This window comes from Streptomyces sp. NPDC030838 (assembly GCF_055572035.1).
Genome location: NZ_JBVIED010000008.1, coordinates 286,793 through 306,736, shown reverse-complemented (window position 1 = coordinate 306,736; position 19,944 = coordinate 286,793). Strand labels below are relative to the sequence as shown.

Annotated in this window: 15 protein-coding genes; 13 read left to right on the top strand and 2 right to left on the bottom strand. The window is 72.1% G+C overall.

The genetic code is table 11. The annotated features are described in order from the left end of the window. Window positions 1–8 precede the first annotated feature (8 nt). The 8 genes from gatB to ACZ42A_RS22405 all read left to right on the top strand — a co-directional run bounded on the left by gatB (window position 9) and on the right by ACZ42A_RS22405 (window position 9,369). Window positions 9–1,523: an Asp-tRNA(Asn)/Glu-tRNA(Gln) amidotransferase subunit GatB gene (gatB, locus tag ACZ42A_RS22440; RefSeq protein WP_468529012.1), complete on the top strand. Its 1,515-nt coding sequence runs from the start codon at window positions 9–11 to the stop codon at window positions 1,521–1,523. Window positions 1,524–1,697: 174 nt separating this feature from the next. After that, window positions 1,698–1,994 carry a hypothetical protein gene (locus ACZ42A_RS22435; protein WP_468529011.1) on the top strand — a complete coding sequence of 99 codons (297 nt, stop codon included), beginning with the start codon at window positions 1,698–1,700 and terminating at the stop codon, window positions 1,992–1,994. A 163-nt stretch (window positions 1,995–2,157) separates the two neighbouring features. After that, window positions 2,158–4,365 (top strand): MMPL family transporter, encoded by a 2,208-nt coding sequence (locus ACZ42A_RS22430; RefSeq protein ID WP_468529010.1) that lies wholly within the window; start codon window positions 2,158–2,160, stop codon window positions 4,363–4,365. Between the two features lie 27 nt (window positions 4,366–4,392). Further along, window positions 4,393–4,953: a GNAT family N-acetyltransferase gene (locus ACZ42A_RS22425; protein ID WP_468529009.1), complete on the top strand. Its 561-nt coding sequence runs from the start codon at window positions 4,393–4,395 to the stop codon at window positions 4,951–4,953. Window positions 4,954–4,988: 35 nt separating this feature from the next. After that, window positions 4,989–5,528: a hypothetical protein gene (locus ACZ42A_RS22420; protein ID WP_468529008.1), complete on the top strand. Its 540-nt coding sequence runs from the start codon at window positions 4,989–4,991 to the stop codon at window positions 5,526–5,528. A 157-nt stretch (window positions 5,529–5,685) separates the two neighbouring features. Then, on the top strand, window positions 5,686–5,904 hold the full coding sequence (locus tag ACZ42A_RS22415; protein WP_468529007.1) for a hypothetical protein: 219 nt from the start codon (window positions 5,686–5,688) through the stop codon (window positions 5,902–5,904). Between the two features lie 164 nt (window positions 5,905–6,068). Then, window positions 6,069–9,116 carry a helix-turn-helix transcriptional regulator gene (locus ACZ42A_RS22410; protein ID WP_468529069.1) on the top strand — a complete coding sequence of 1,016 codons (3,048 nt, stop codon included), beginning with the start codon at window positions 6,069–6,071 and terminating at the stop codon, window positions 9,114–9,116. A gap of 37 nt (window positions 9,117–9,153) precedes the next feature. Further along, entirely contained in the window at window positions 9,154–9,369 is a 216-nt protein-coding gene (locus tag ACZ42A_RS22405; RefSeq protein ID WP_468529006.1) for a DUF6191 domain-containing protein, read from the top strand. A 6-nt stretch (window positions 9,370–9,375) separates the two neighbouring features. On the opposite strand, the gene ACZ42A_RS22400 is transcribed toward ACZ42A_RS22405, so the two are convergent. Together ACZ42A_RS22400 and ACZ42A_RS22395 are read right to left on the bottom strand one after the other, a co-directional pair. After that, window positions 9,376–10,527, bottom strand: a complete 1,152-nt coding sequence (locus ACZ42A_RS22400) for a PQQ-dependent sugar dehydrogenase (protein WP_468529005.1) — start codon at window positions 10,525–10,527, stop codon at window positions 9,376–9,378. Window positions 10,528–10,696: 169 nt separating this feature from the next. Next, the gene (locus tag ACZ42A_RS22395) at window positions 10,697–11,695 is read right to left on the bottom strand and encodes an aldo/keto reductase (RefSeq protein ID WP_468529004.1); all 999 of its coding nucleotides are present in this window, start codon (window positions 11,693–11,695) and stop codon (window positions 10,697–10,699) included. A gap of 75 nt (window positions 11,696–11,770) precedes the next feature. Between ACZ42A_RS22395 and ACZ42A_RS22390 the strand changes: the two genes are divergently transcribed. From ACZ42A_RS22390 to ilvC, 5 genes are all read left to right on the top strand, one after another. Continuing rightward, window positions 11,771–12,745: a 2-hydroxyacid dehydrogenase gene (locus ACZ42A_RS22390; RefSeq protein ID WP_468529003.1), complete on the top strand. Its 975-nt coding sequence runs from the start codon at window positions 11,771–11,773 to the stop codon at window positions 12,743–12,745. A 198-nt stretch (window positions 12,746–12,943) separates the two neighbouring features. Beyond that, window positions 12,944–16,144: a putative bifunctional diguanylate cyclase/phosphodiesterase gene (locus tag ACZ42A_RS22385; protein ID WP_468529002.1), complete on the top strand. Its 3,201-nt coding sequence runs from the start codon at window positions 12,944–12,946 to the stop codon at window positions 16,142–16,144. A gap of 237 nt (window positions 16,145–16,381) precedes the next feature. Then, window positions 16,382–18,238 carry an acetolactate synthase large subunit gene (locus tag ACZ42A_RS22380; protein WP_468529001.1) on the top strand — a complete coding sequence of 619 codons (1,857 nt, stop codon included), beginning with the start codon at window positions 16,382–16,384 and terminating at the stop codon, window positions 18,236–18,238. Between the two features lie 29 nt (window positions 18,239–18,267). Beyond that, window positions 18,268–18,792: an acetolactate synthase small subunit gene (gene ilvN / locus ACZ42A_RS22375; protein WP_043504310.1), complete on the top strand. Its 525-nt coding sequence runs from the start codon at window positions 18,268–18,270 to the stop codon at window positions 18,790–18,792. A 121-nt stretch (window positions 18,793–18,913) separates the two neighbouring features. After that, window positions 18,914–19,912 (top strand): ketol-acid reductoisomerase, encoded by a 999-nt coding sequence (gene ilvC, locus ACZ42A_RS22370; protein ID WP_073941084.1) that lies wholly within the window; start codon window positions 18,914–18,916, stop codon window positions 19,910–19,912. Window positions 19,913–19,944: the final 32 nt, after the last annotated feature.

The window sequence follows — 19,944 nt, the reverse complement described above, 5'->3', positions numbered from 1 at the left end:
GTTTCACCGTGACCACCACGACCGACCTGGTGTCGTACGAGGACGCGCTGGCGTCGTACGACCCCGTCATGGGCCTCGAGGTCCATGTCGAACTCGGCACCAAGACCAAGATGTTCTGCGGCTGTTCGACCGCGCTCGGCGCCGATCCGAACACCCAGACCTGCCCGGTCTGCCTCGGCCTGCCCGGCGCGCTCCCGGTCGTCAACGCGACCGGCGTCGAGTCCGCGATCAAGATCGGTCTCGCGCTGAACTGCGAGATCGCCGAGTGGTGCCGCTTCGCCCGGAAGAACTACTTCTATCCGGACATGCCGAAGAACTTCCAGACCTCCCAGTACGACGAGCCGATCGCCTTCAACGGCTACCTCGACGTGCAGCTGGAGGACGGCGAGACCTTCCGCGTGGAGATCGAGCGCGCCCACATGGAGGAGGACACCGGCAAGTCGACCCACGTCGGCGGCGCGACGGGCCGTATCCACGGTGCCCAGCACTCGCTGCTCGACTACAACCGCGCCGGCATCCCGCTCATCGAGATCGTCACCAAGCCGATCGTCGGCGCCGGCGAGCGCGCCCCCGAGGTGGCGAAGGCGTACGTCCGCGAGCTGCGGGAGCTGATCCGTGCCCTCGGTGTGTCCGAGGCCCGCATGGAGATGGGCCAGATGCGCTGCGACGTGAACCTGTCGCTGATGCCCAAGGGCAGCGAGAAGTTCGGCACGCGCTCGGAGACCAAGAACGTCAACTCCCTGCGTTCGGTGGAGCGTGCGGTCCGCTTCGAGATCCAGCGGCACGCGGCCGTGCTCGGCGACGGCGGCACGATCGTCCAGGAGACCCGCCACTTCCACGAGGACACCGGCTCGACGACCTCGGGCCGCGTGAAGGAGGAGGCCGAGGACTACCGGTACTTCCCGGAGCCCGACCTGGTGCCGGTGGCGCCCTCGCGGGACTGGGTCGAGGAGCTGCGGGCGGGCCTGCCCGAGCTGCCGCTGGTCCGCCGCAACCGGCTCCGCGAGGAGTGGGGCGTCTCCGCCACCGACATGCAGGCGATCCTCAACGCCGGTGCGCTGGACCGGATCGTCGCCACGATCGAGGCCGGTGCCGACGCCGCGGCCGCCCGCAAGTGGTGGATGGGCGAGCTGGCCCGCAGCGCCAACGAGTCCGGCAAGGCGCTGGACGAGCTGGCGATCACCCCGGCGCAGGTGGCCCGGGTCACCGAGCTGGTCGCGAAGGGTGACCTGAACGACAAGCTGGCCCGCCAGGTCATCGAGGGCGTGCTCGCGGGTGAGGGCACCCCGGACGAGGTCGTCGAGAAGCGCGGTCTGAAGGTCGTCTCCGACGAGGGCGCGCTCACCGCCGCCGTCGACGACGCCATCGCCGGCAACCCGGCCATCGCGGACAAGATCCGCGGCGGCAAGGTGGCCGCGGTCGGCGCCCTGGTCGGCGCGGTCATGAAGGCCACCCGCGGCCAGGCCGACGCGGCGCGCGTCAAGGAGCTGATCCTGGAGAAGCTGGGCGTCAGCGAGGGCTGAGCCCACCACGCGTCAGCGAGGGCTGAGCCCACCACGCGTACAGGCCCTGGGGACACTCGTCCCCAGGGCCTGTGGCATGCGTACGGCGCCCGCGACCCGCGCGATGACCCGCGCGAACTGCGACAAACGCCCCTCATCCATCGGCTGCGGCCGTACGCGCTACGCTCCCGCGCCATGAGTGGACGTGCTGATTCCGACCCGGAACCCGAGATAGCCGAGGGGATGACCGACGCGCGGCGGGCCCGCTGGACGGCCGCCGGAGCCGGGGCGCTGCTGGCCCTCGCGGGGCTCGCCGCGTCCGGGCTGCGGCTCGCCGCCCCCGCTCCGGCACTCGTCCCGGCCGCCTACGCCCTCGGCGCCGCCGTGTGCGCCCTCGCCGCCCTGCTCGGCTCCCGGGGCCGCACCCGCAGGGCCCTGTGGCTGCTGATCGCCGGGGTGATGGTGATGGCGGTGGGCGACCAGTTCGACTGACAGGTGATCCGACCATCGTGTGAACAAGCACACGAAACCACCAAATGATCACATCTCCCTGCAAGAGTGGCTGCATTGCTCATATGTTCTTTGCGGGCTGTTCAGACTATGTAGGACTGTTCCCGGCCAAAGATCCACACGTCACCACTCTGGGAGCACGTTCGTGGCAGCCCTTGCACGCTGGTGTGTCCGGCACCGCCTGGTCGCCGTTCTGCTGTGGCTCCTCGCCCTGGGAGGGGTGGGCGCGGGCGCGGTCGTCGCCGGCACCGCGTACTCGAACGACTACCGGGTCCCCGGCACCGAGTCCGGCCGCGCCGAACAGCTGCTGAAGGACGGTTTCCCGAACCTCGGCGGGGACAGCGACACGGTCGTCTGGCACACCGAGCAGGACACCGTCCGCGCCGCCGACGTCGAGCAGACCATGACCCGGACCCTGCAGAAGATCGCCGACCTGCCGGGCGTGGCCTCCGTGGCGGGCCCCTACGACGGCCACGGCGTCGGCCGGATCAGCGAGGACGGCCATACGGCGTACGCCACCGTCACCTTCGAGGACCAGGCCAAGGACATAGACGCCGCCGAGGCGAAGGCCGTCGTCGACACCGCCAAGGCCGCCGAGGGCGACGGGCTCCGGGTGGAGCTGGGCGGCAGCGCCGTCGCGCTCACCGAGTCCTCCGGCGGGCACCTCGCGGAGGTGGTCGGCGTGCTCGTCGCCGCGGTCGTGCTGTTCCTCGCCTTCGGCTCGCTCGCCGCCTCCCTGCTGCCCATCGCCACCGCGCTGGTCAGCGTCGGCACCGCCTACGCCGGGATCGTGCTGCTCGGCCACGTCATGACGGTCGCCGACTTCGCGCCCATGCTGGGCATGCTGATCGGCCTCGGCGTCGGCATCGACTATGCGCTGTTCATCGTCACCCGGCACCGGCGCGGCCTGAAACGCGGGCTCGGTGTCACCGAGGCGGCCACCCAGGCCGTCGCGACCACCGGACGCGCGGTCGTTTTCGCGGGCGCGACCGTCTGCATCGCCCTGCTCGGCATGCTGATCCTGCGGCTCGGCTTCCTGAACGGCGTCGCCGTCGCGGCCTCGCTGACCGTCGTCCTCACCGTCGCGGCCTCCGTGACCCTGCTGCCCGCCCTGCTGTCCCTCATCGGCATGCGGGCCCTCAGCCGCCGCGAACGCCGCAGGCTCGCCGAGCACGGGCCCGAGCCGGAGCTGCCCACCGGGTTCGCCGCCCGCTGGTCCGCGTTCGTCGAACGGCACCCGAGGAAGCTCGGCGCGCTCGCGCTCGCCGTGATGACCCTGCTCGCCCTGCCCACCCTCTCCCTCCACCTGGGCACCTCCGACCAGGGCAACGATCCGGAGACGGCCACCACGCGGCAGGCCTACGACCTCCTCGCCGACGGCTTCGGGCCCGGCGTGAACGGCCCCCTCACCCTCGTCACCGAGGTGCACGGCGCCGGTGACCGGCTCGCCCTCGACAACCTCGACGCCACCCTGCGCGGCACCGAGGGCGTCGCCTCCGCGTCCCCCGTGACGTTCGACGCGGGCGGCGACACCGCGTACCTGACCGTCGTACCGGAGTCCTCCCCGCAGTCGCAGCAGACCAGCGACCTCGTGGACCGGCTGCGCACCGAGGTGCTGCCCCGCGCGGAGGCGGGCACCTCGCTCGATCTGAACGTCGGCGGTGTCACCGCCGGCTACGACGACTTCGCGGACGTGATCGTCGGCAAGCTGCCGCTGTTCGTCGGCGTCGTGATCGGCCTGGGCTGTCTGCTGCTCCTGCTCGCCTTCCGGTCCATCGGGATCCCGCTGAAGGCCGCCGCGATGAACGTCGCCGCCGTCGCGGGCGCCTTCGGCGTGGTCGTCGCGATCTTCCAGTGGGGCTGGGGCGGCGAGCTGCTCGGTCTCGGCCGGGCGGGCCCCATCGAACCGTTCCTGCCGGTGATCATGGTCTCGGTGCTCTTCGGCCTCTCCATGGACTACCAGGTCTTCCTGGTCAGCCGGATGTACGAGGAGTGGCTGGAGACCGGCGACAACCGGCGGGCCGTGCGGGTCGGCCTCGCCGAGACCAGCCGGGTGATCAACTCGGCCGCCGTGATCATGATCTCGGTGTTCCTCGCGTTCGTGCTCAGCGGTGACCGAGTGATCGCGATGTTCGGTATAGCGCTCGCCGCCGCCGTCGCCCTGGACGCCTTCGTCCTCCGTACGCTGCTGGTGCCCGCGCTGATGCATCTGCTCGGCGGCGCCAACTGGTGGCTGCCGCGCTGGCTCGACCGGCGCCTGCCGAGGATCAGCATCGAACCGCCCGAGTGCCGCCCCGAGCAGGAAAAGCTCGCGGATGTCGACGCCGAACGTGAAAAGCTCGGACGTCGTTGACGTAGCGCATAAGGAGCGGCAGACCGGATGTACGCGATATCCCTGGGTGACGACGGAGCCGAACTGCGTCCCCTGGAGCCCTGGCACGCCGAGGAGTTCCTCGCCCACCTCGACCGGGGCCGGGAGTTCATCAACCGGTTCGTCCCCTTCGGGGAGCAGGCCACCGATGTGGCCGGCGCGCGGGAGCTGCTCCAGCGGCACGCCGACCGGCGCGCCGCCGACACCGGGTCGCTGCACGGGCTGTGGCTGAGCGGCAAGCTCGTCGGGGGCGTCCTGTTCCTGAACTTCGACGCCGCCGAGGGCACCTGCGAGGTCGGCTGCTGGCTGGAACCCGCCGGCACCGGGCGAGGGCTGGTCACGCGCGCGATGCGGGTGCTGCTCGACTGGGCCTTCGAGGAGCGCGGGATGCACCGCGTGGAGTGGGTCGCCGCCGCGGGCAACCAGCCCAGCCTGAACGTCGCCCGGCGGCTGGGGATGACCCGGGACGGCGTGCGGCGCGAGAGCTACCTCCACCACGGCGTACGGCACGACATGGAGATCTGGTCGGTGCTCGCCCCCGAGTGGCGCGCCGCGCACAACGATCATTAAGGCGGCTCTCAGACTCCGTCCGTACGGTGCGGGGCATGGGTACCAAGACTGTGGACGAGAACGAGCCGACGACCGCTGAGGAGGCGACGAACGACGAGGTGACGGAGGCCGAGACGACGGGGGCGGAGGCCCCCGAGGCCCCCGAGGAGGCCGAGGAGGCCGCGCCGGCCGAGGAAGCCGGGCCCTCCGGGGTCGGGCAGGGCGCCGGAGCCGTCGTATCCGCCGCGCTCGGCGTCGTCTCACTGACCGGCAGCTGGGTCGGCACGGTGGCCTCCGCGCGGGAGTCGCTGATCGGCCAGCTGGAGACCTCGACCTCCTCCAGCGTCGCCTCCATGGTCAAGGAGGGCTACGGCGACGCCTGGCAGGCCAACGCCCTGTGGGCCGGCCTGTTCGCGCTGGCCGCGCTGGTGGTCGGCGTCGTCGTCCTCGCCCGGCCCGCGTTCGGGGCGCCCGGCAGGCCGCAGGCCGCCTGGATCAAGTCGGTCGCCTGGGCGGGCATCTCACTCGGCGTCGTCGGCCTGCTCCTGGCCGTCCTGAAGTACACCGACGTCCTGCTGGGACTGCCGGCGGCCTAGGGGCCTTATGCCTCAGGAGGCATGTGCCTTAGGGGACTTATGGCGGCGCCCGGATCACGCACGCCCGTCTAAGGCACCGCCCCACCCCCAAGATGCGGAACTCTCCCGATGTGGCGGACCCCCCTGGGAGACGAAGGTTGAGGCATCGCAGAGAGCGATGACCGACCCTTCGATCTCCCCGGGAGAGACCATGAACGCGTACGAGTTGCAGCAGATGCGGTCCGCCGAGCTGATTCGCCACGCCGAGCAGGAGCGCCTGGCCCGCGAGGTCGCCCGGAACAACCGCGCCGCGCGCCGACAAGCCGCCCGACGCACCGCCGAGAGCGAGTCCCATAGCCGCCGCCTCCGCCGCTCCCGCTTCCCGCGCACCGCGTGAACGTGGCGGCCGGGCAGGAGCCGGCTCGCTCCACCACCCGGCACCGCACCGACGCACCCGACCGGCCCGGCGCCCCACCGACAGGCGCCGGGCCGGTCGCGCGTCGCATCCCCGTTGCCTTCGCCCGCCGGAAAACCGGTGCCGCGTTGTCGGACCCGCATGCGATGCTCGGGGCCGTGGAGACCAGGTCCGTCAGTCCCGTTTTCGTCGGTCGCGCCGAGGAGTTGGCGACGCTCGACGACGCGCTCGCCCGTGCCGCCGCGGGAGAGCCGCAGGCGTTGCTGCTCGGCGGCGAGGCCGGCGTCGGCAAGACGCGGCTCGTCGAGGAGTTCGCCGCCGTCGCCGGCCGGAAGGGCGCCGTCGTCGCGCTCGGCGGCTGCGTCGAGATCGGCGCCGACGGACTGCCCTTCGCCCCGTTCTCCGCCGCCCTGCGCACCCTGCGCCGCGCCCTGCCGGACGCCGTGGCCGCCGCGGCCGCCGGCCAGGAGGAGGAACTGGCCCGGCTGCTGCCCGAACTGGGCGAGGTCGGCGCCGGGCGGCACGACGACGAGGAGGGCGTGGCCCGCCTCTTCGAACTCACCGCCCGCCTGCTGGAACGCGTCGCCGCCGACCACACGGTCGTCCTCGCTCTGGAGGACCTGCACTGGGCCGACGCCTCCACCCGCCACCTGCTCTCCTACCTGCTGCGCACCCTCCGCACCGGCCGCCTCGTCGTCCTCGCCACCTACCGCTCCGACGACATCCACCGCCGCCACCCGCTGCGCCCCCTGCTCGCCGAACTCGACCGGCTGCGCACCGTCCGCCGCCTCGAACTCGCCCGCTTCACCCGCGAGGAGGTCGGCCGCCAGATCGCCGGCATCCTGGCCGCCGAACCCGACCCCGCCCACGTCGACGACATCTTCGAACGCTCCGACGGCAACGCCTTCTTCGTCGAGGAACTGGCCGTCGCCGCCCACGAGGGCTGCCACACGGGCCTCACCGACTCCCTGCGCGACCTCCTCCTCGTCCGCGTCGAGGCGCTGCCCGAGAGCACCCAGCGGGTCGCCCGGATCGTCGCCGAGGGCGGTTCCACCGTCGAGCACGCGCTGGTCGCCGCCGTCGCCGGGCTCGCCGAGGACGACCTCATCGAGGCGCTGCGCGCCGCCGTCAACGCCCATCTGCTGCTCCCCACCCCCGGCGGCGACGGCTACCGCTTCCGCCACTCCCTGGTCCGCGAGGCCGTCAGCGACGACCTGCTGCCCGGTGAACGCTCCCGCCTCAACCGCCGCTACGCCGAGGCCCTGGAGGCCGACCCCGCCCTGGTCCCCGCCGACCAGCGCGTCACCCGGCTGGCCAGCTACTGGTACCACGCGCACGACCCCGCCAAGGCCCTCCCCGCCGTCCTCGACGCCGCCTCCGCCGCCCGCCGCCGCCACGCCTACGCCGAACAACTCCGGCTCCTGGAACGCGCGATGGAGTTGTGGGACGCCGCCCCCGAGGAGATCCGCGCCACCCTGCGCCCCGCCGACCACACCGAGGTCTATCCCCCCTGCGGCTGCGACCCCGAGACCGCCCCGCTGCGCTACCTCGACCTGATGGCCGAGGCCGCCGTCGCGGGCCGGCTCTGCGGCGAGCGGGACCGCGCCATGAAGATCACCAAGCGCGCCCTGAGGCTGCTGGAGGAGGAGCCCGACCCGCTGCGCGCCGCCTGGTTCTGGACCCAGCGCGCCCAGCTGATGCAGAGCAAGGGCCGCGGGGACGGCTGGACGGAACTCGCCACCGCCCAGGACCTCGTCCGCGGCCTGCCGCCGTCCCAGGTGCACGCCGACGTGCTGGCCGCCGTCGCCGGCTGGCTGATGCTGCGCGCCCCGGGCCCGCAGGCCTTCTCCGCGGCCGAACGCGCGGTGGAGTACGCCAGGATGGTCGGCGCCCGCGAGACCGAGCTGAACGCCCGCCTGACCCTCGGCGGCCTCATGGTCGACTCCGGCGACACCGAGGCCGGGCTCGCGGTGATGTACGAGGTCAAGGAGCGCACCCTCGCCGAGGGCATGCCCTATGTCGCGGGTCGCGCCTACATCAATCTCCCCTCCGAGCTGGAGGCCGTGGGCCGCTCGCGCGAGGCCGTGCCTCTGCTCGAACAGGGCGTCGCGCACACCCGCACCTTCGGCCTGCTCAACACCGAGGCCTGGGTCTGGGCCAACCTCTCCGACTCGCTCTACTCACTGGGCCGTTGGGACGAGGCCGCCCAGGCCGCGGAGAACGCCCTGCGGCGCGGCCAGAGCGCCAAGCCGCAGGGCACCGGCACCATGTGCCTCGCCCGAGTCGCCCTGGGCCGGGGCGACGTGGCCGAGGCGGCCCGCCATCTCGCCGCCGCCCGCGGCTACTTCGGCACCCACGACCCCATGCCCCAGCAGTCCCTCCCGCTCGCCGGCATCAGCCTCGGCATCGCCGCCGCCGAAGGCCGCCTCCTCGACCTCCGCGCCGAACTCCACACCCTCCTGGACACCGGCTTCCCGCCCGGCACCCACCGCTACGCCTGGCCCCTGCTCCTCGCCGCCGCCACCGCCGAGGCCGACGCCCGCGCCCTGCCCGCCGCCCACCAGGGCCGCACCGAGGCGATCGACCGCATCCGCGACGCCGCCAAGCGCCTCACCACCGGCGCTCCCATCTGGCTCGCCCACGACACATGGGTCCGCGCCGAACTGCACCGCGCCGAGGACACCGCCGACCCGGACACCTGGTCCGACGTGGTCACCGCCTTCGAGCGGCTGGAACGCCCCTATGACCTGGCCCGGGTCCGCCACCGCCTCGCCGAGGCCCTGCTCACGGCCGGCGGCGAGGACGACCGTGACCGCGCAGCCGAGCTGCTGCGCCTCGCCCACGCCGTCGCCGGCCACCTCGGCGCCCGACCGCTCGCCGAGGCCGTCACCCTGCTCGCCCAGCGCGCCCGTCTCTCCCTGACCCGCGCCCCGCAGCAGGCCCTCGCGCCCGCCGACCCGGCCGAGGCACTGGGCCTGACCAGCCGGGAGCGCGACGTCCTGCGCCTGGTCTCCGCCGGGCGCACCAACCGCCAGATAGCCGAGGAGCTGTTCATCTCCCCGAAGACGGCCAGCGTCCACGTCTCCAACATCCTGGCCAAGCTCGGCGTCTCCGGCAGAGGCGAGGCGGCGGCGGTCGCCCACCGGCTGGGGCTGTTCCCCATGGAACCGCTCCCGGCCGGTCCCGCCGGCTGAGGCTTACGCTGGAGGGACGCCGGCCCAGGGAGGTTCTGTGTTCAACCCCTTCGAGGAACTGTTCGCCCCGGGCCGCAAGCACACCCGCGACGAACAGAACCGGCTGGAGCTGACCCGGGAGGACGTCGGTGACGCCGATCCCGGACGCGGGCCGATAGACCTCGCGTCCGGGAAGGTCGTCATACGGCGGACCGAGCCGGAGGCGGGGACCGACGAGCCGGAGACGGGGGGCGGAGCGCCGGAGGGGGAGTGAGCGCGGTCAGCTCACCTGGAGCTCCAGGATCCGGTCGTCGCCCTCCCCGGGGGAGCCGCGGCCGTCCGTCTCGCTGGTGACCAGCCAGAGCCTGTCGCCGCCCGCGGGGACCACCGTGCGCAGCCGGCCGTGGTCGCCCTCCAGGAAGGCCTGCGGGTCGGCCGAGGCCTCCGTGCCCTTCAGCGGGATCCGCCACAGGCGCTCGCCGCGCAGGCCCGCCATCCAGATCGAGCCCTCGGCGTAGGCGATGCCGCTGGGGGAGGCCTCGTCGGTGGTCCACTGGGCTATCGGGTTGTGGAAGCCGGGTTCGTCGGACCTGCCCTCGGCCTCGGGCCAGCCGTAGTTGTCGCCCGGCTTGATCGCGTTCAGCTCGTCCCAGGCGTCCTGGCCGAACTCCGCGGCGAACAGACGCTGCTTGTCGTCCCAGGCGAGGCCCTGCACATTGCGGTGGCCGTAGGAATACACCGGGGAGTCCGGGAACGGGTTGCCCGGGGCCGGTTCTCCCTCCGGGGTCAGACGGAGGATCTTGCCGCCCAGGGACTCCTTGTCCTGGGAGAGGCCCTCCTCGCCGCTCTCGCCCGTGCCGGCGTAGAGCATCTTGTCGGGGCCGAAGGCGATACGGCCGCCGTTGTGGACGAAGCCCTTGGGGATGCCCTTGAAGATCGTGTCGGGAGCGCCGAGCTGTTCGCCGGCGGGCTTCTGCTCGTCGTGGAGCATGCGGACGATGCGGTTGTCCGAGGCGGAGGTGAAGTAGGCGTAGACCATGTGGTCCGAGGCGTAGTCCGGGGACAGGGCGATGCCGAGCAGGCCGCCCTCGCCGGCCGCGGAGACGCCGGGCACCTCGCCCAGCTCGGTCTTCTCGCCCGTCTTGTCGTCGACCCGGAGGATCGTGCCCTCGTCGCGGGAGGAGACGAGCAGGTCGCCGTCCGGGAGCGGGGCGAGGCCCCAGGGGCTGTTCAGGCCCTCGGTGACGGTGCGGACCACCTTGACGGTGCCGGTCGCCGGCGGGGTCTCCTCGGCCGCGCCGCCCGGGGGCGAGGCCTCGGCGGCCGTACGACTCGGGGTGGCGCGCTCGGCGCCGCCCGGTGCTCCTCCGCCGTCCTCGGAGGAGCAGGCGGCCGTGAGCACGAGGGCGGCCGCGGCCAACACGGCCGACACAGCTCGACGTTGCACGATCTTGGTCCCTTCGACGCGGCGGTCTCCAGCCCGGCTTCTCCTTGTCATACACCGCTCGCGCCCCACAGGTTCCCGATCCCGGCACCCCGAACCGCACCGGGTCACCGGCCCGCCGGATCACCGCCGTGTCAGCTCCCTGCCGCCGTGCCGCCTACTCCCACGATCCCTGCGCCCCCGGCAACCCCGCCACCTCGGCCAGGTCCTGCGGCGACAGCCGCAGCCCGGCCGCGGCGGCGTTCTGGGTGACCCAGCGTTCCTGCTTGGTGCCGGGGACCGGGACGACGTGGCGGCCCTGGGCCAGCGTCCAGGCCAGGGCCACCTGGGCGGGGGTGACATGGTCGCCGTGGCGGGCGGCGACGCGGCGCAGGCCGGCCACTATGGGCTGGTTGGCGGCCATCATCTCGGCGGTGAAGCGCGGGTGGCGGGCGCGCATGTCGTCCGGCTCGAAGCCTTCGCCGGGGGTCAGCGTGCCGGTGAGGAAGCCGTTGCCGAGCGGCATCGCCGCCAGGAAGCCGATGCCGCGCGTCTCACACCAGGGGAGCAGCGTCTCCAGGGCCTCCGGGGACCAGACCGACAGCTCCGCCTGCACCGCGCTCACCGGGAACACCTGCTGGACCCGCTGGAGTTGGCGGATCGTCGCATCGTAGAGGCGACTGCCGGACCGGCGTCCGCCGCGTGCGCCGACCGCGCAGAAGCCCAGCGCCCGCACCTTCCCGGCCCGGACCAGCTCCGCCATCGCCCCCCAGGTCTCCTCGACCGGGACCTCGGGGTCGGCGCGGTGCAGCTGGTAGAGGTCGATCACGTCCGTCTGCAACCGTCTCAGCGACGCGTCGCAGGCCCGCTTCACATAGCCCGGGCGTCCGTTGGCCACGATGTGCTGCTCGCCCACCAGCAGCCCCACCTTGGTGGAGACGAACGCGTCGGAGCGCCGCTCCTTCAGCACCCGGCCCACCAGCAGCTCGTTGGTGAAGGGACCGTACATATCGGCGGTGTCCAGCAGCGTCGAGCCAAGATCCAGCGCCCGGTGCACCGCCCTGAGCGATTCGTCGCCGCGCTGCCTGGACGTGCTGTACGCCCAGCTCATCGGCATGCACCCGAGTCCGACGGCCCCCACCGCGAGTGCCGCCGCGCCGATCGTCCTGCGCTCCACCTGGTCGTGACCCTCCCTCTCCCGGCCCCCAACCTAACGTCTGCGCCCGCGCGCCCCTGACATAGCCTCCGGACCATGACTGCTGACGTGTGGCTGCCCATCCCGCCGGAGGAGATCGAGGGGCTTCCGGAGGGGCCGACGTACCGCTTCTGGGACGGTGCGGAAACCTTCCCCTCGGACCCCGCCGACTGCGCCTTCTACGTCGTCCCCTACATGAAGCCCGCCGAACTGGGGCAGCGTCCCCTGCCGGAGATGACCTCGCTGGAGGTGGTGCAGACGCTGTCGGCCGGCATCGACCACGTGGAGCCGGCGCTGGGCCGGATCCGCGCGGGGGTGCGGCTGTGCAACGCGCGCGGGGTGCACGAGGCCAGCACGGCCGAGCTGACGCTCACCCTGATCCTCGCCTCGCTGCGGGGGATTCCCGACTTCGTGCGCGCGCAGGGCCGGGGCGAGTGGCTGGGCGGGTTCCGTCCCGCGCTGGCCGACAAGAGCGTCCTCATCGTGGGGTACGGCTCGATCGGATCAGCGATCGAGGACCGGCTTGAACCGTTCGAGGTCGCGCGGGTGGCGCGCGTCGCGCGCTCGGGGCGCACCACGGCGCGCGGTCCTGTGCATCCGCTCACCGATCTGCCCGCCCTGCTGCCCGAGGCGGACGTGGTGGTGCTCTCCACCCCGCTCACCGAGACCACGCGCGGGCTCGTCGACGCCGAGTTCCTGGCGCGGATGAAGGACGGAGCGCTGCTCGTCAACGTCGCCCGCGGGCCGGTCGTCGACACCAAGGCGCTGCTCGGCGAGCTGGAGAGCGGCCGGATCACGGCGGCCCTGGACGTCACGGATCCGGAGCCGCTGCCGCCGGGCCACCCCCTGTGGCGTGCGCCGGGCGTGCTGATCAGCCCCCATGTCGGCGGACCCACGTCCGCGTTCCTGCCGCGCGCCAAGCGGCTCCTGGTGGACCAGTTGAGCCGTTTCGTGAACCGGCAGCCGCTGCGCAACGTGATCCTTACGACGGGCGCCGACAGGGCTGGCGCAACCGGCGCCGCGGGCGTGTAATCCGTTTCGGGTACCCTCCGCAATCCCTCGGACGCGGTCCGTACCCGCATTCCCGCTGGTGGTCACGGAGCGTAGAGAAGCTATGTCCCTGAGTGACGAGACTGGTGTATCGTCCCGACAGGGGCTGCGCCGTGGACCGTTCGGCGCCGGGGATGGACATTTCAGACTGCGAGGGGGGCGACGGGCGATGCACGGCCTATGGACCAACGATCCGACTCGGCGGGGCCGCCGACGGCGACCCTGGCGCACGGCCACGCGCAGGCGTGGCCACCACGCCGGTCATGGCGGCCACCACGGCAACCACAACCACAGTCCTCACCACCGCCGGTACAGCAGCCGCAGGCGGCACGCACATCCGGCGCAGCGGGACCCGCGCGATGCGGGGGCGGCGCCGCGGAGCGGGAGGGACCGGTGAACGCGCCCTCGCCTCCCACCACCCTCGACGCACGACTGCGGACCCAGCGCGCCTCGAGTGCGCCGCGTCCCCGTCCGCCCGTCCCGCACAGCGGGCCGAGCGCGGTCCACCAACTGCTGCTGGCCCTGGTGTGCGCGGCCTACGCCGTCGGATCCGCGCTCGGCTGGGGCTCGGAGCAGCTCGCCCTCATCATGGGGGACTTCGGGCTGAGCGCGGCGGCCGGCGCCGCCGCGGTGTCCTGCCTCCTCTACGCCCGCAGCCGCCGGGTGCGGTTTCGACCCGCGTGGCTGCTGTTCGCCCTGTCCTCCGCGATGGCGGCGATGGGCAACCTGGTCTGGGGCTGGTACGAGGTCGTCCTGGGGCAGCCCGTACCCAGCCCCTCCTACGCCGACCTGTTCTTCCTGTGCTTCGCGCCGCCCGCCATCGTGGGCCTGCTGGTGCTCGCCAAGCGGCCGGTGACGAAGGCCGGCTGGGTCTGCCTGGCGCTGGACGCCTGGCTGATCGGCGGCTCGCTGCTCACCCTGTCGTGGAGCCTGGCGCTGGCCCAGGCGGCCAAGGGCGGCGGCCAGGGCGTGGCGCACGCCGCGCTCTCGCTCGCCTACCCGCTGCTCGACATCGCCCTGGTCAGCATGGTGCTGGCGCTGCACTTCCGGCGTTCGGGCACGCACCGCCCGGCCGTCAACACGGCGATCGGCGCGCTCGCCCTGACCGTGATGTGCGACGCCCTGTTCACCTCGCCGCTGCTGCACCACAGCTACCGCTCGGGCCAGCTCCTCGACGCGGGCTGGTTCGCCGGTTCGCTGCTGCTGGCGTACGCCCCCTGGGTGGCGCCGCGGCAGGGCGAGGAGCAGCACACGCGCGTGGTGCACGAGCACGTGCCGGGACAGCGACCCGCGGGCCATCCCCCGCACGGTCCGGTACCGCCGGGCGAGCACAGCCGCTATCCGTCCACCCGCCCGCTCACCGGCTCGCTGGCCGCCCTCACGCCGTACCTGGCCGCCGCCGTGTGCACGCTGGGGATCCTCTACAACGTGCTCAACGGCCGCAGCGTCGACCGCGTGGTGCTGCTCACCGGCGGCACCGTGGTGCTCGCGCTGGTGGTGCGCCAGGGGATCATGCTGCTCGACAACATCACCCTCACCCAGGAACTGGCGCAGAAGGAGAACCACTTCCGCTCCCTGGTGCAGGGCTCCAGCGACGTCATCATGATCGCCGCGCCCAACGGCATCCTCCGGTACGTCTCCCCGGCCGCCGCCGGGGTCTACGGCCGCCCCGCGGAGGAACTGGTGGGCTCGGAACTGGCCGATCTCATCCACCCGGAGGACCTGGGCTGCGTGGTGCACGAGGTGCGCCGCTTCCTCGCCGCCAGCCCCCTGGAGGAACCCACGACCCGCATCGAGTGCCGCTTCCGGTCCGGGGACGGCGGCTGGCTGAACGTCGAGTCGACCGTCAACCGCCACCACGGCGGCCTGATCTTCAACAGCCGGGACGTGACCGAAAGGGTGCGCCTCCAGGCGCAGTTGCAGCACAACGCCGAGCACGACCCGCTGACCGACCTGCCCAACCGCGCGCTGTTCACCAAGCGCGTCCAGCAGGCCCTGTCCGGCCGCCGCGCCTCCGACCGGGGCGCCGCCCTCAGGGGCACGGCCGTGCTCTTCATCGACCTGGACGGCTTCAAGGCCGTCAACGACACCATCGGGCACCAGGCCGGGGACGAACTCCTCGTGCAGGCCGCCCGCAGGCTCCAGGAGGCGGTCCGCCAGGGCGACACCGCCTCCCGGCTGGGCGGCGACGAGTTCGCGGCCCTGATCGTCGGCGACGGCGCCACCCGGGACCGGGCCGCCCGCGAACGCAACATCCTGGAGCTCGCCGACCGCCTCAGGGTGAAGCTGTCGCAGCCGTACGTCATCGACGGCAACGATGTCCGGGTCGCCGCCTCCATCGGCGTCGCCTTCGCCGAGCCCGGCCTCGGCGCGGGCGAGCTGCTGCGCAACGCCGACCTGGCCATGTACCGGGCCAAGTCGGCCGGCAAGGGCCGCGTGGTGCTGTACAAGCCGCAGATGCAGCAGGACGTCGTCCGCAAGGCGGAGCTGGCCACCCGGCTGCGGGCCGCGCTGCACGACGGCGAGTTCACGCTGCTGCACCAGCCCGTGGTGCGGCTCGCGGACGGCCGGATCTCGTCGGTCACCGCGCTGGCGCGCTGGCGGTCCTCGCAAGGGGTGCTGTTCACGCCCGCCGAGTTCCTGCGGGTGGCCGAGGACAGCGACAAGACCGCCGAGCTGGGCCGCTGGACGATCCAGGAGGCCGTCGAGCAGGCCGCCGAGCGCGCCGCGGGCGGGCTCGTCGTGCCGGTGGCCGTCCGGATGGCCGCCCGCCGGCTGCTGGACCGCTCGATGCCGCTCGGCTCGGTGGAGGCCCTGCTGACCCGGCACGGGCTGCCGTCGGGGTCGCTGATCATCGAGCTGTCGGACATCGATCAGCGGGTCCCGCTGGAGGAGCTGGAACGCCGGCTGAGCGGCCTCAGGCGGCTCGGCGTGCGGATCGCGCTGGACGGGTTCGGCACCGGCTGCCCGGCCATCACCGCGCTGCGGCGCCTCCCGCTGGACGTGCTGAAGCTCGACCGCGGCCTGGTCGAGGGCGTCGTCGAGTCCGCGCGGCTGCACAAGATCACCAGCGGTCTGCTGCGTATCGCCGCCGACCTCGGGCTGCAGTCCGTGGCCGAGGGCGTGGACCTGCCGGAGCAGGTCGTGGCCCTGCGCGCGATGGGCTGCACGCACGGGCAGGGCATGGCGTTCTCCGGTCCGCTGGACGAGTACCGGCTGCGCCGGGCACTCGGATCCGGCCACTTTCCGGTGCCGCACGGACCGGCCGAGCCCGCTCTGGCGGGCGGCGGCGCGGGGGTGTACACGGGTGGTGTGACCGCCGTCTTCGGAGGCGGGACGGCCCTTCGCTCACATAATGAGACTCCCGTCCCACCCACTTGACAGTGGGTGCGTGCCGGGGGGAGGGTCAGTGCCATGCGCACCCGAATTCTCGTACTTGGACAGCGCGTCGGCTGAGCTGGGACCCACCGGAGGACGATCCGGAATCCCCAGCGACCTCACCGGCGCGCTCCCCTCGCTTGCCTTACGGCACGAGGGGTTTTTTGTTGCACGGGCACCTGCCGTACAGCAGTCGTACACCGCACAAACTTCGCAAAAACCCTCAGCATCGAGAAGAGAATGCCGATGACCGAGCAGGCCACCGGGGCCCATCACCCGCAGCCGCGGCCCCGATCCGGAGGACAGCACTCCGCCCCCGAGCACGTCACGGGTGCGCAGTCCCTCATCCGCTCTCTCGAGGAGGTCGGCGCCGACACGGTATTCGGCATTCCCGGCGGCGCGATCCTTCCGGCATACGACCCGCTGATGGACTCCACCAAGGTGCGCCACGTCCTGGTCCGCCACGAGCAGGGCGCCGGCCACGCGGCCACCGGCTACGCGCAGGCCACCGGCAAGGTCGGCGTCTGCATGGCGACCTCGGGACCCGGCGCCACCAACCTGGTCACCCCGATCGCCGACGCGCACATGGACTCGGTGCCGCTCGTGGCGATCACCGGGCAGGTCTCCTCGAAGGCGATCGGCACGGACGCCTTCCAGGAGGCGGACATCGTCGGCATCACCATGCCGATCACCAAGCACAACTTCCTGGTCACCAAGGCCGAGGACATCCCGCGGGTGATCGCGCAGGCGTTCCACATCGCCTCCACCGGCCGCCCCGGCCCGGTCCTGGTCGACATCTCCAAGGACGCCCTCCAGGCGAAGACCACCTTCTCCTGGCCGCCCACCATGGACCTGCCCGGCTACCGGCCGGTGACCAAGCCGCACGCCAAGCAGATCCGCGAGGCCGCCAAGCTGATCACCGCCGCCAAGCGGCCCGTCCTCTACGTCGGCGGCGGCGTCCTCAAGGCCAAGGCCACCGCCGAGCTGAAGGTCCTCGCCGAACTCACCGGAGCGCCCGTCACCACCACCCTGATGGCGCTCGGCGCGTTCCCCGACAGCCACCCGCTGCACGTGGGAATGCCGGGCATGCACGGTGCGGTCACCGCCGTCACCGCGCTGCAGAAGGCCGACCTGATCGTCGCCCTCGGTGCCCGCTTCGACGACCGTGTCACCGGCAAGCTGGACAGCTTCGCCCCGTACGCCAAGATCGTCCACGCCGACATCGACCCGGCGGAGATCGGCAAGAACCGCGCCGCGGACGTGCCGATCGTCGGCGACGCCCGCGAGGTCATCGCCGACCTGATCCAGGCCGTGCAGAAGGAGCACAGCGAGGGCCACAAGGGCGACTACAGCGCCTGGTGGAAGGACCTCAGCCGCTGGCGCGACACCTACCCGCTCGGCTACGACCAGCCCGAGGACGGCTCGCTGGCCCCGCAGCAGGTCATCGAGCGGATCGGCCGGCTGGCCCCGGAGGGCACGATCTTCGCCGCGGGCGTCGGCCAGCACCAGATGTGGGCCGCGCACTTCATCGAGTACGAGAAGCCCGCCACCTGGCTGAACTCCGGCGGCGCCGGAACCATGGGCTACGCGGTCCCGGCCGCGATGGGCGCCAAGGCCGGCGCGCCGGACCGTACGGTCTGGGCGATCGACGGCGACGGCTGCTTCCAGATGACCAACCAGGAGCTGACCACCTGCGCCCTGAACAACATCCCGATCAAGGTCGCCATCATCAACAACGGCGCCCTCGGGATGGTCCGCCAGTGGCAGACCCTCTTCTACAACCAGCGGTACTCCAACACCGTCCTGCACTCCGGTCCGGAGCACGACGGCAGGGAGCCCGGCCAGGGCACCCGGATCCCCGACTTCGTGAAGCTGTCGGAGGCCATGGGCTGCTACGCGATCCGCTGTGAGGACCCGGCCGACCTCGACAAGGTCATCGAGGAGGCGAACTCGATCAACGACCGCCCGGTCGTCATCGACTTCATCGTCCACGAGGACGCGATGGTGTGGCCGATGGTCGCCGCCGGCACCTCCAACGACGAGATCATGGCCGCCCGGGACGTCCGCCCCGACTTCGGCGACAACGAAGACGACTGACGTCGACTGGCAGAGAAGAGCAAGAAGACATGTCCAAGCACACGCTCTCCGTCCTGGTGGAGAACACGCCGGGCATCCTCGCCCGGATCGCCGCCCTGTTCTCCCGCCGCGGCTTCAACATCGACTCGCTCGCCGTCGGTGTCACCGAGCACCCCGACATCTCCCGCATCACCATCGTGGTGAACGTCGAGGACCTGCCGCTGGAGCAGGTGACCAAGCAGCTCAACAAGCTGGTCAACGTGCTCAAGATCGTCGAGCTGGAGCCGGGTTCGGCCGTTCAGCGCGAACTCGTTCTGGTGAAGGTGCGCGCCGACAACGAGACGCGCTCCCAGATCGTCGAGATCGTCCAGCTGTTCCGCGCCAAGACGGTCGACGTCTCCCCGGAGGCCGTCACCATCGAGGCCACCGGCAGCAGCGACAAGCTGTCCGCCATGCTCAAGATGCTGGAGCCGTACGGCATCAAGGAGTTGGTCCAGTCCGGCACGATCGCGATCGGACGCGGTGCGCGTTCGATCACGGACCGCTCGCTGCGCGCCCTCGACCGCAGCGCCTGACACCTCCGTACGGGCGGCTTCCGGCCACCGGGGCCGCCCGTATACCGAGACCCCGAGACTTCCCTTCCCCCCGCCGTCATACGGTGGGACGCAACACCTGCACTCAAGGAGAGAACCCAAAGTGGCCGAGCTGTTCTACGACGCCGACGCCGACCTGTCCATCATCCAGGGCCGCAAGGTCGCGGTCATCGGTTACGGCAGCCAGGGCCACGCCCACGCCCTGTCGCTGCGTGACTCGGGTGTCGACGTCCGCGTCGGTCTGCACGAGGGCTCCAAGTCCAAGGCGAAGGCCGAGGAGCAGGGCCTGCGCGTGGTGACCCCGTCCGAGGCCGCCGCCGAGGCCGACGTCATCATGATCCTCGTCCCGGACCCGATCCAGGCCCAGGTCTACGAGGAGCACATCGCCCCGAACCTGAAGGACGGCGACGCGCTGTTCTTCGGCCACGGCTTCAACATCCGCTTCGGCTTCATCAAGCCCCCGGCCGGCGTCGACGTCTGCATGGTCGCCCCGAAGGGCCCGGGCCACCTGGTGCGCCGTCAGTACGAGGAGGGCCGCGGCGTTCCGTGCATCGCGGCCGTCGAGCAGGACGCCACGGGCAACGCCTTCGCGCTGGCCCTGTCGTACGCCAAGGGCATCGGCGGCACCCGCGCCGGCGTCATCAAGACCACCTTCACCGAGGAGACCGAGACCGACCTGTTCGGCGAGCAGGCCGTCCTCTGCGGTGGTACGGCCGCGCTGGTGAAGGCCGGCTTCGAGACGCTGACCGAGGCGGGCTACCAGCCGGAGATCGCCTACTTCGAGTGCCTGCACGAGCTGAAGCTGATCGTGGACCTCATGTACGAGGGCGGCCTGGAGAAGATGCGCTGGTCGATCTCCGAGACCGCCGAGTGGGGCGACTACGTCACCGGCCCGCGGATCATCACCGACGCCACCAAGGCCGAGATGAAGAAGGTCCTCGCCGAGATCCAGGACGGCACCTTCGCCCAGACCTGGATGGACGAGTACCACGGCGGTCTGAAGAAGTACAACGAGTACAAGCAGCAGGACGCCGAGCACCTGCTGGAGACCACCGGCAAGGAGCTGCGCAAGCTCATGAGCTGGGTGAACGAGGAGGCGTAAGCCTCACCCCGAGGGGCTGTCGTCGGCTGACG

Coding starts and splice junctions, on each gene's coding strand:
- ACZ42A_RS22435 (WP_468529011.1), top strand. CDS start 1,698: ATGAGTGGACGTGCTGATTCCGACCCGGAACCCGAGATAGCCGAGGGG.
- ACZ42A_RS22425 (WP_468529009.1), top strand. CDS start 4,393: ATGTACGCGATATCCCTGGGTGACGACGGAGCCGAACTGCGTCCCCTG.
- ACZ42A_RS22420 (WP_468529008.1), top strand. CDS start 4,989: ATGGGTACCAAGACTGTGGACGAGAACGAGCCGACGACCGCTGAGGAG.
- ACZ42A_RS22415 (WP_468529007.1), top strand. CDS start 5,686: ATGACCGACCCTTCGATCTCCCCGGGAGAGACCATGAACGCGTACGAG.
- ACZ42A_RS22410 (WP_468529069.1), top strand. CDS start 6,069: ATGCTCGGGGCCGTGGAGACCAGGTCCGTCAGTCCCGTTTTCGTCGGT.
- ACZ42A_RS22390 (WP_468529003.1), top strand. CDS start 11,771: ATGACTGCTGACGTGTGGCTGCCCATCCCGCCGGAGGAGATCGAGGGG.
- ACZ42A_RS22385 (WP_468529002.1), top strand. CDS start 12,944: ATGGACCAACGATCCGACTCGGCGGGGCCGCCGACGGCGACCCTGGCG.
- ACZ42A_RS22380 (WP_468529001.1), top strand. CDS start 16,382: ATGCCGATGACCGAGCAGGCCACCGGGGCCCATCACCCGCAGCCGCGG.
- ilvN (WP_043504310.1), top strand. CDS start 18,268: ATGTCCAAGCACACGCTCTCCGTCCTGGTGGAGAACACGCCGGGCATC.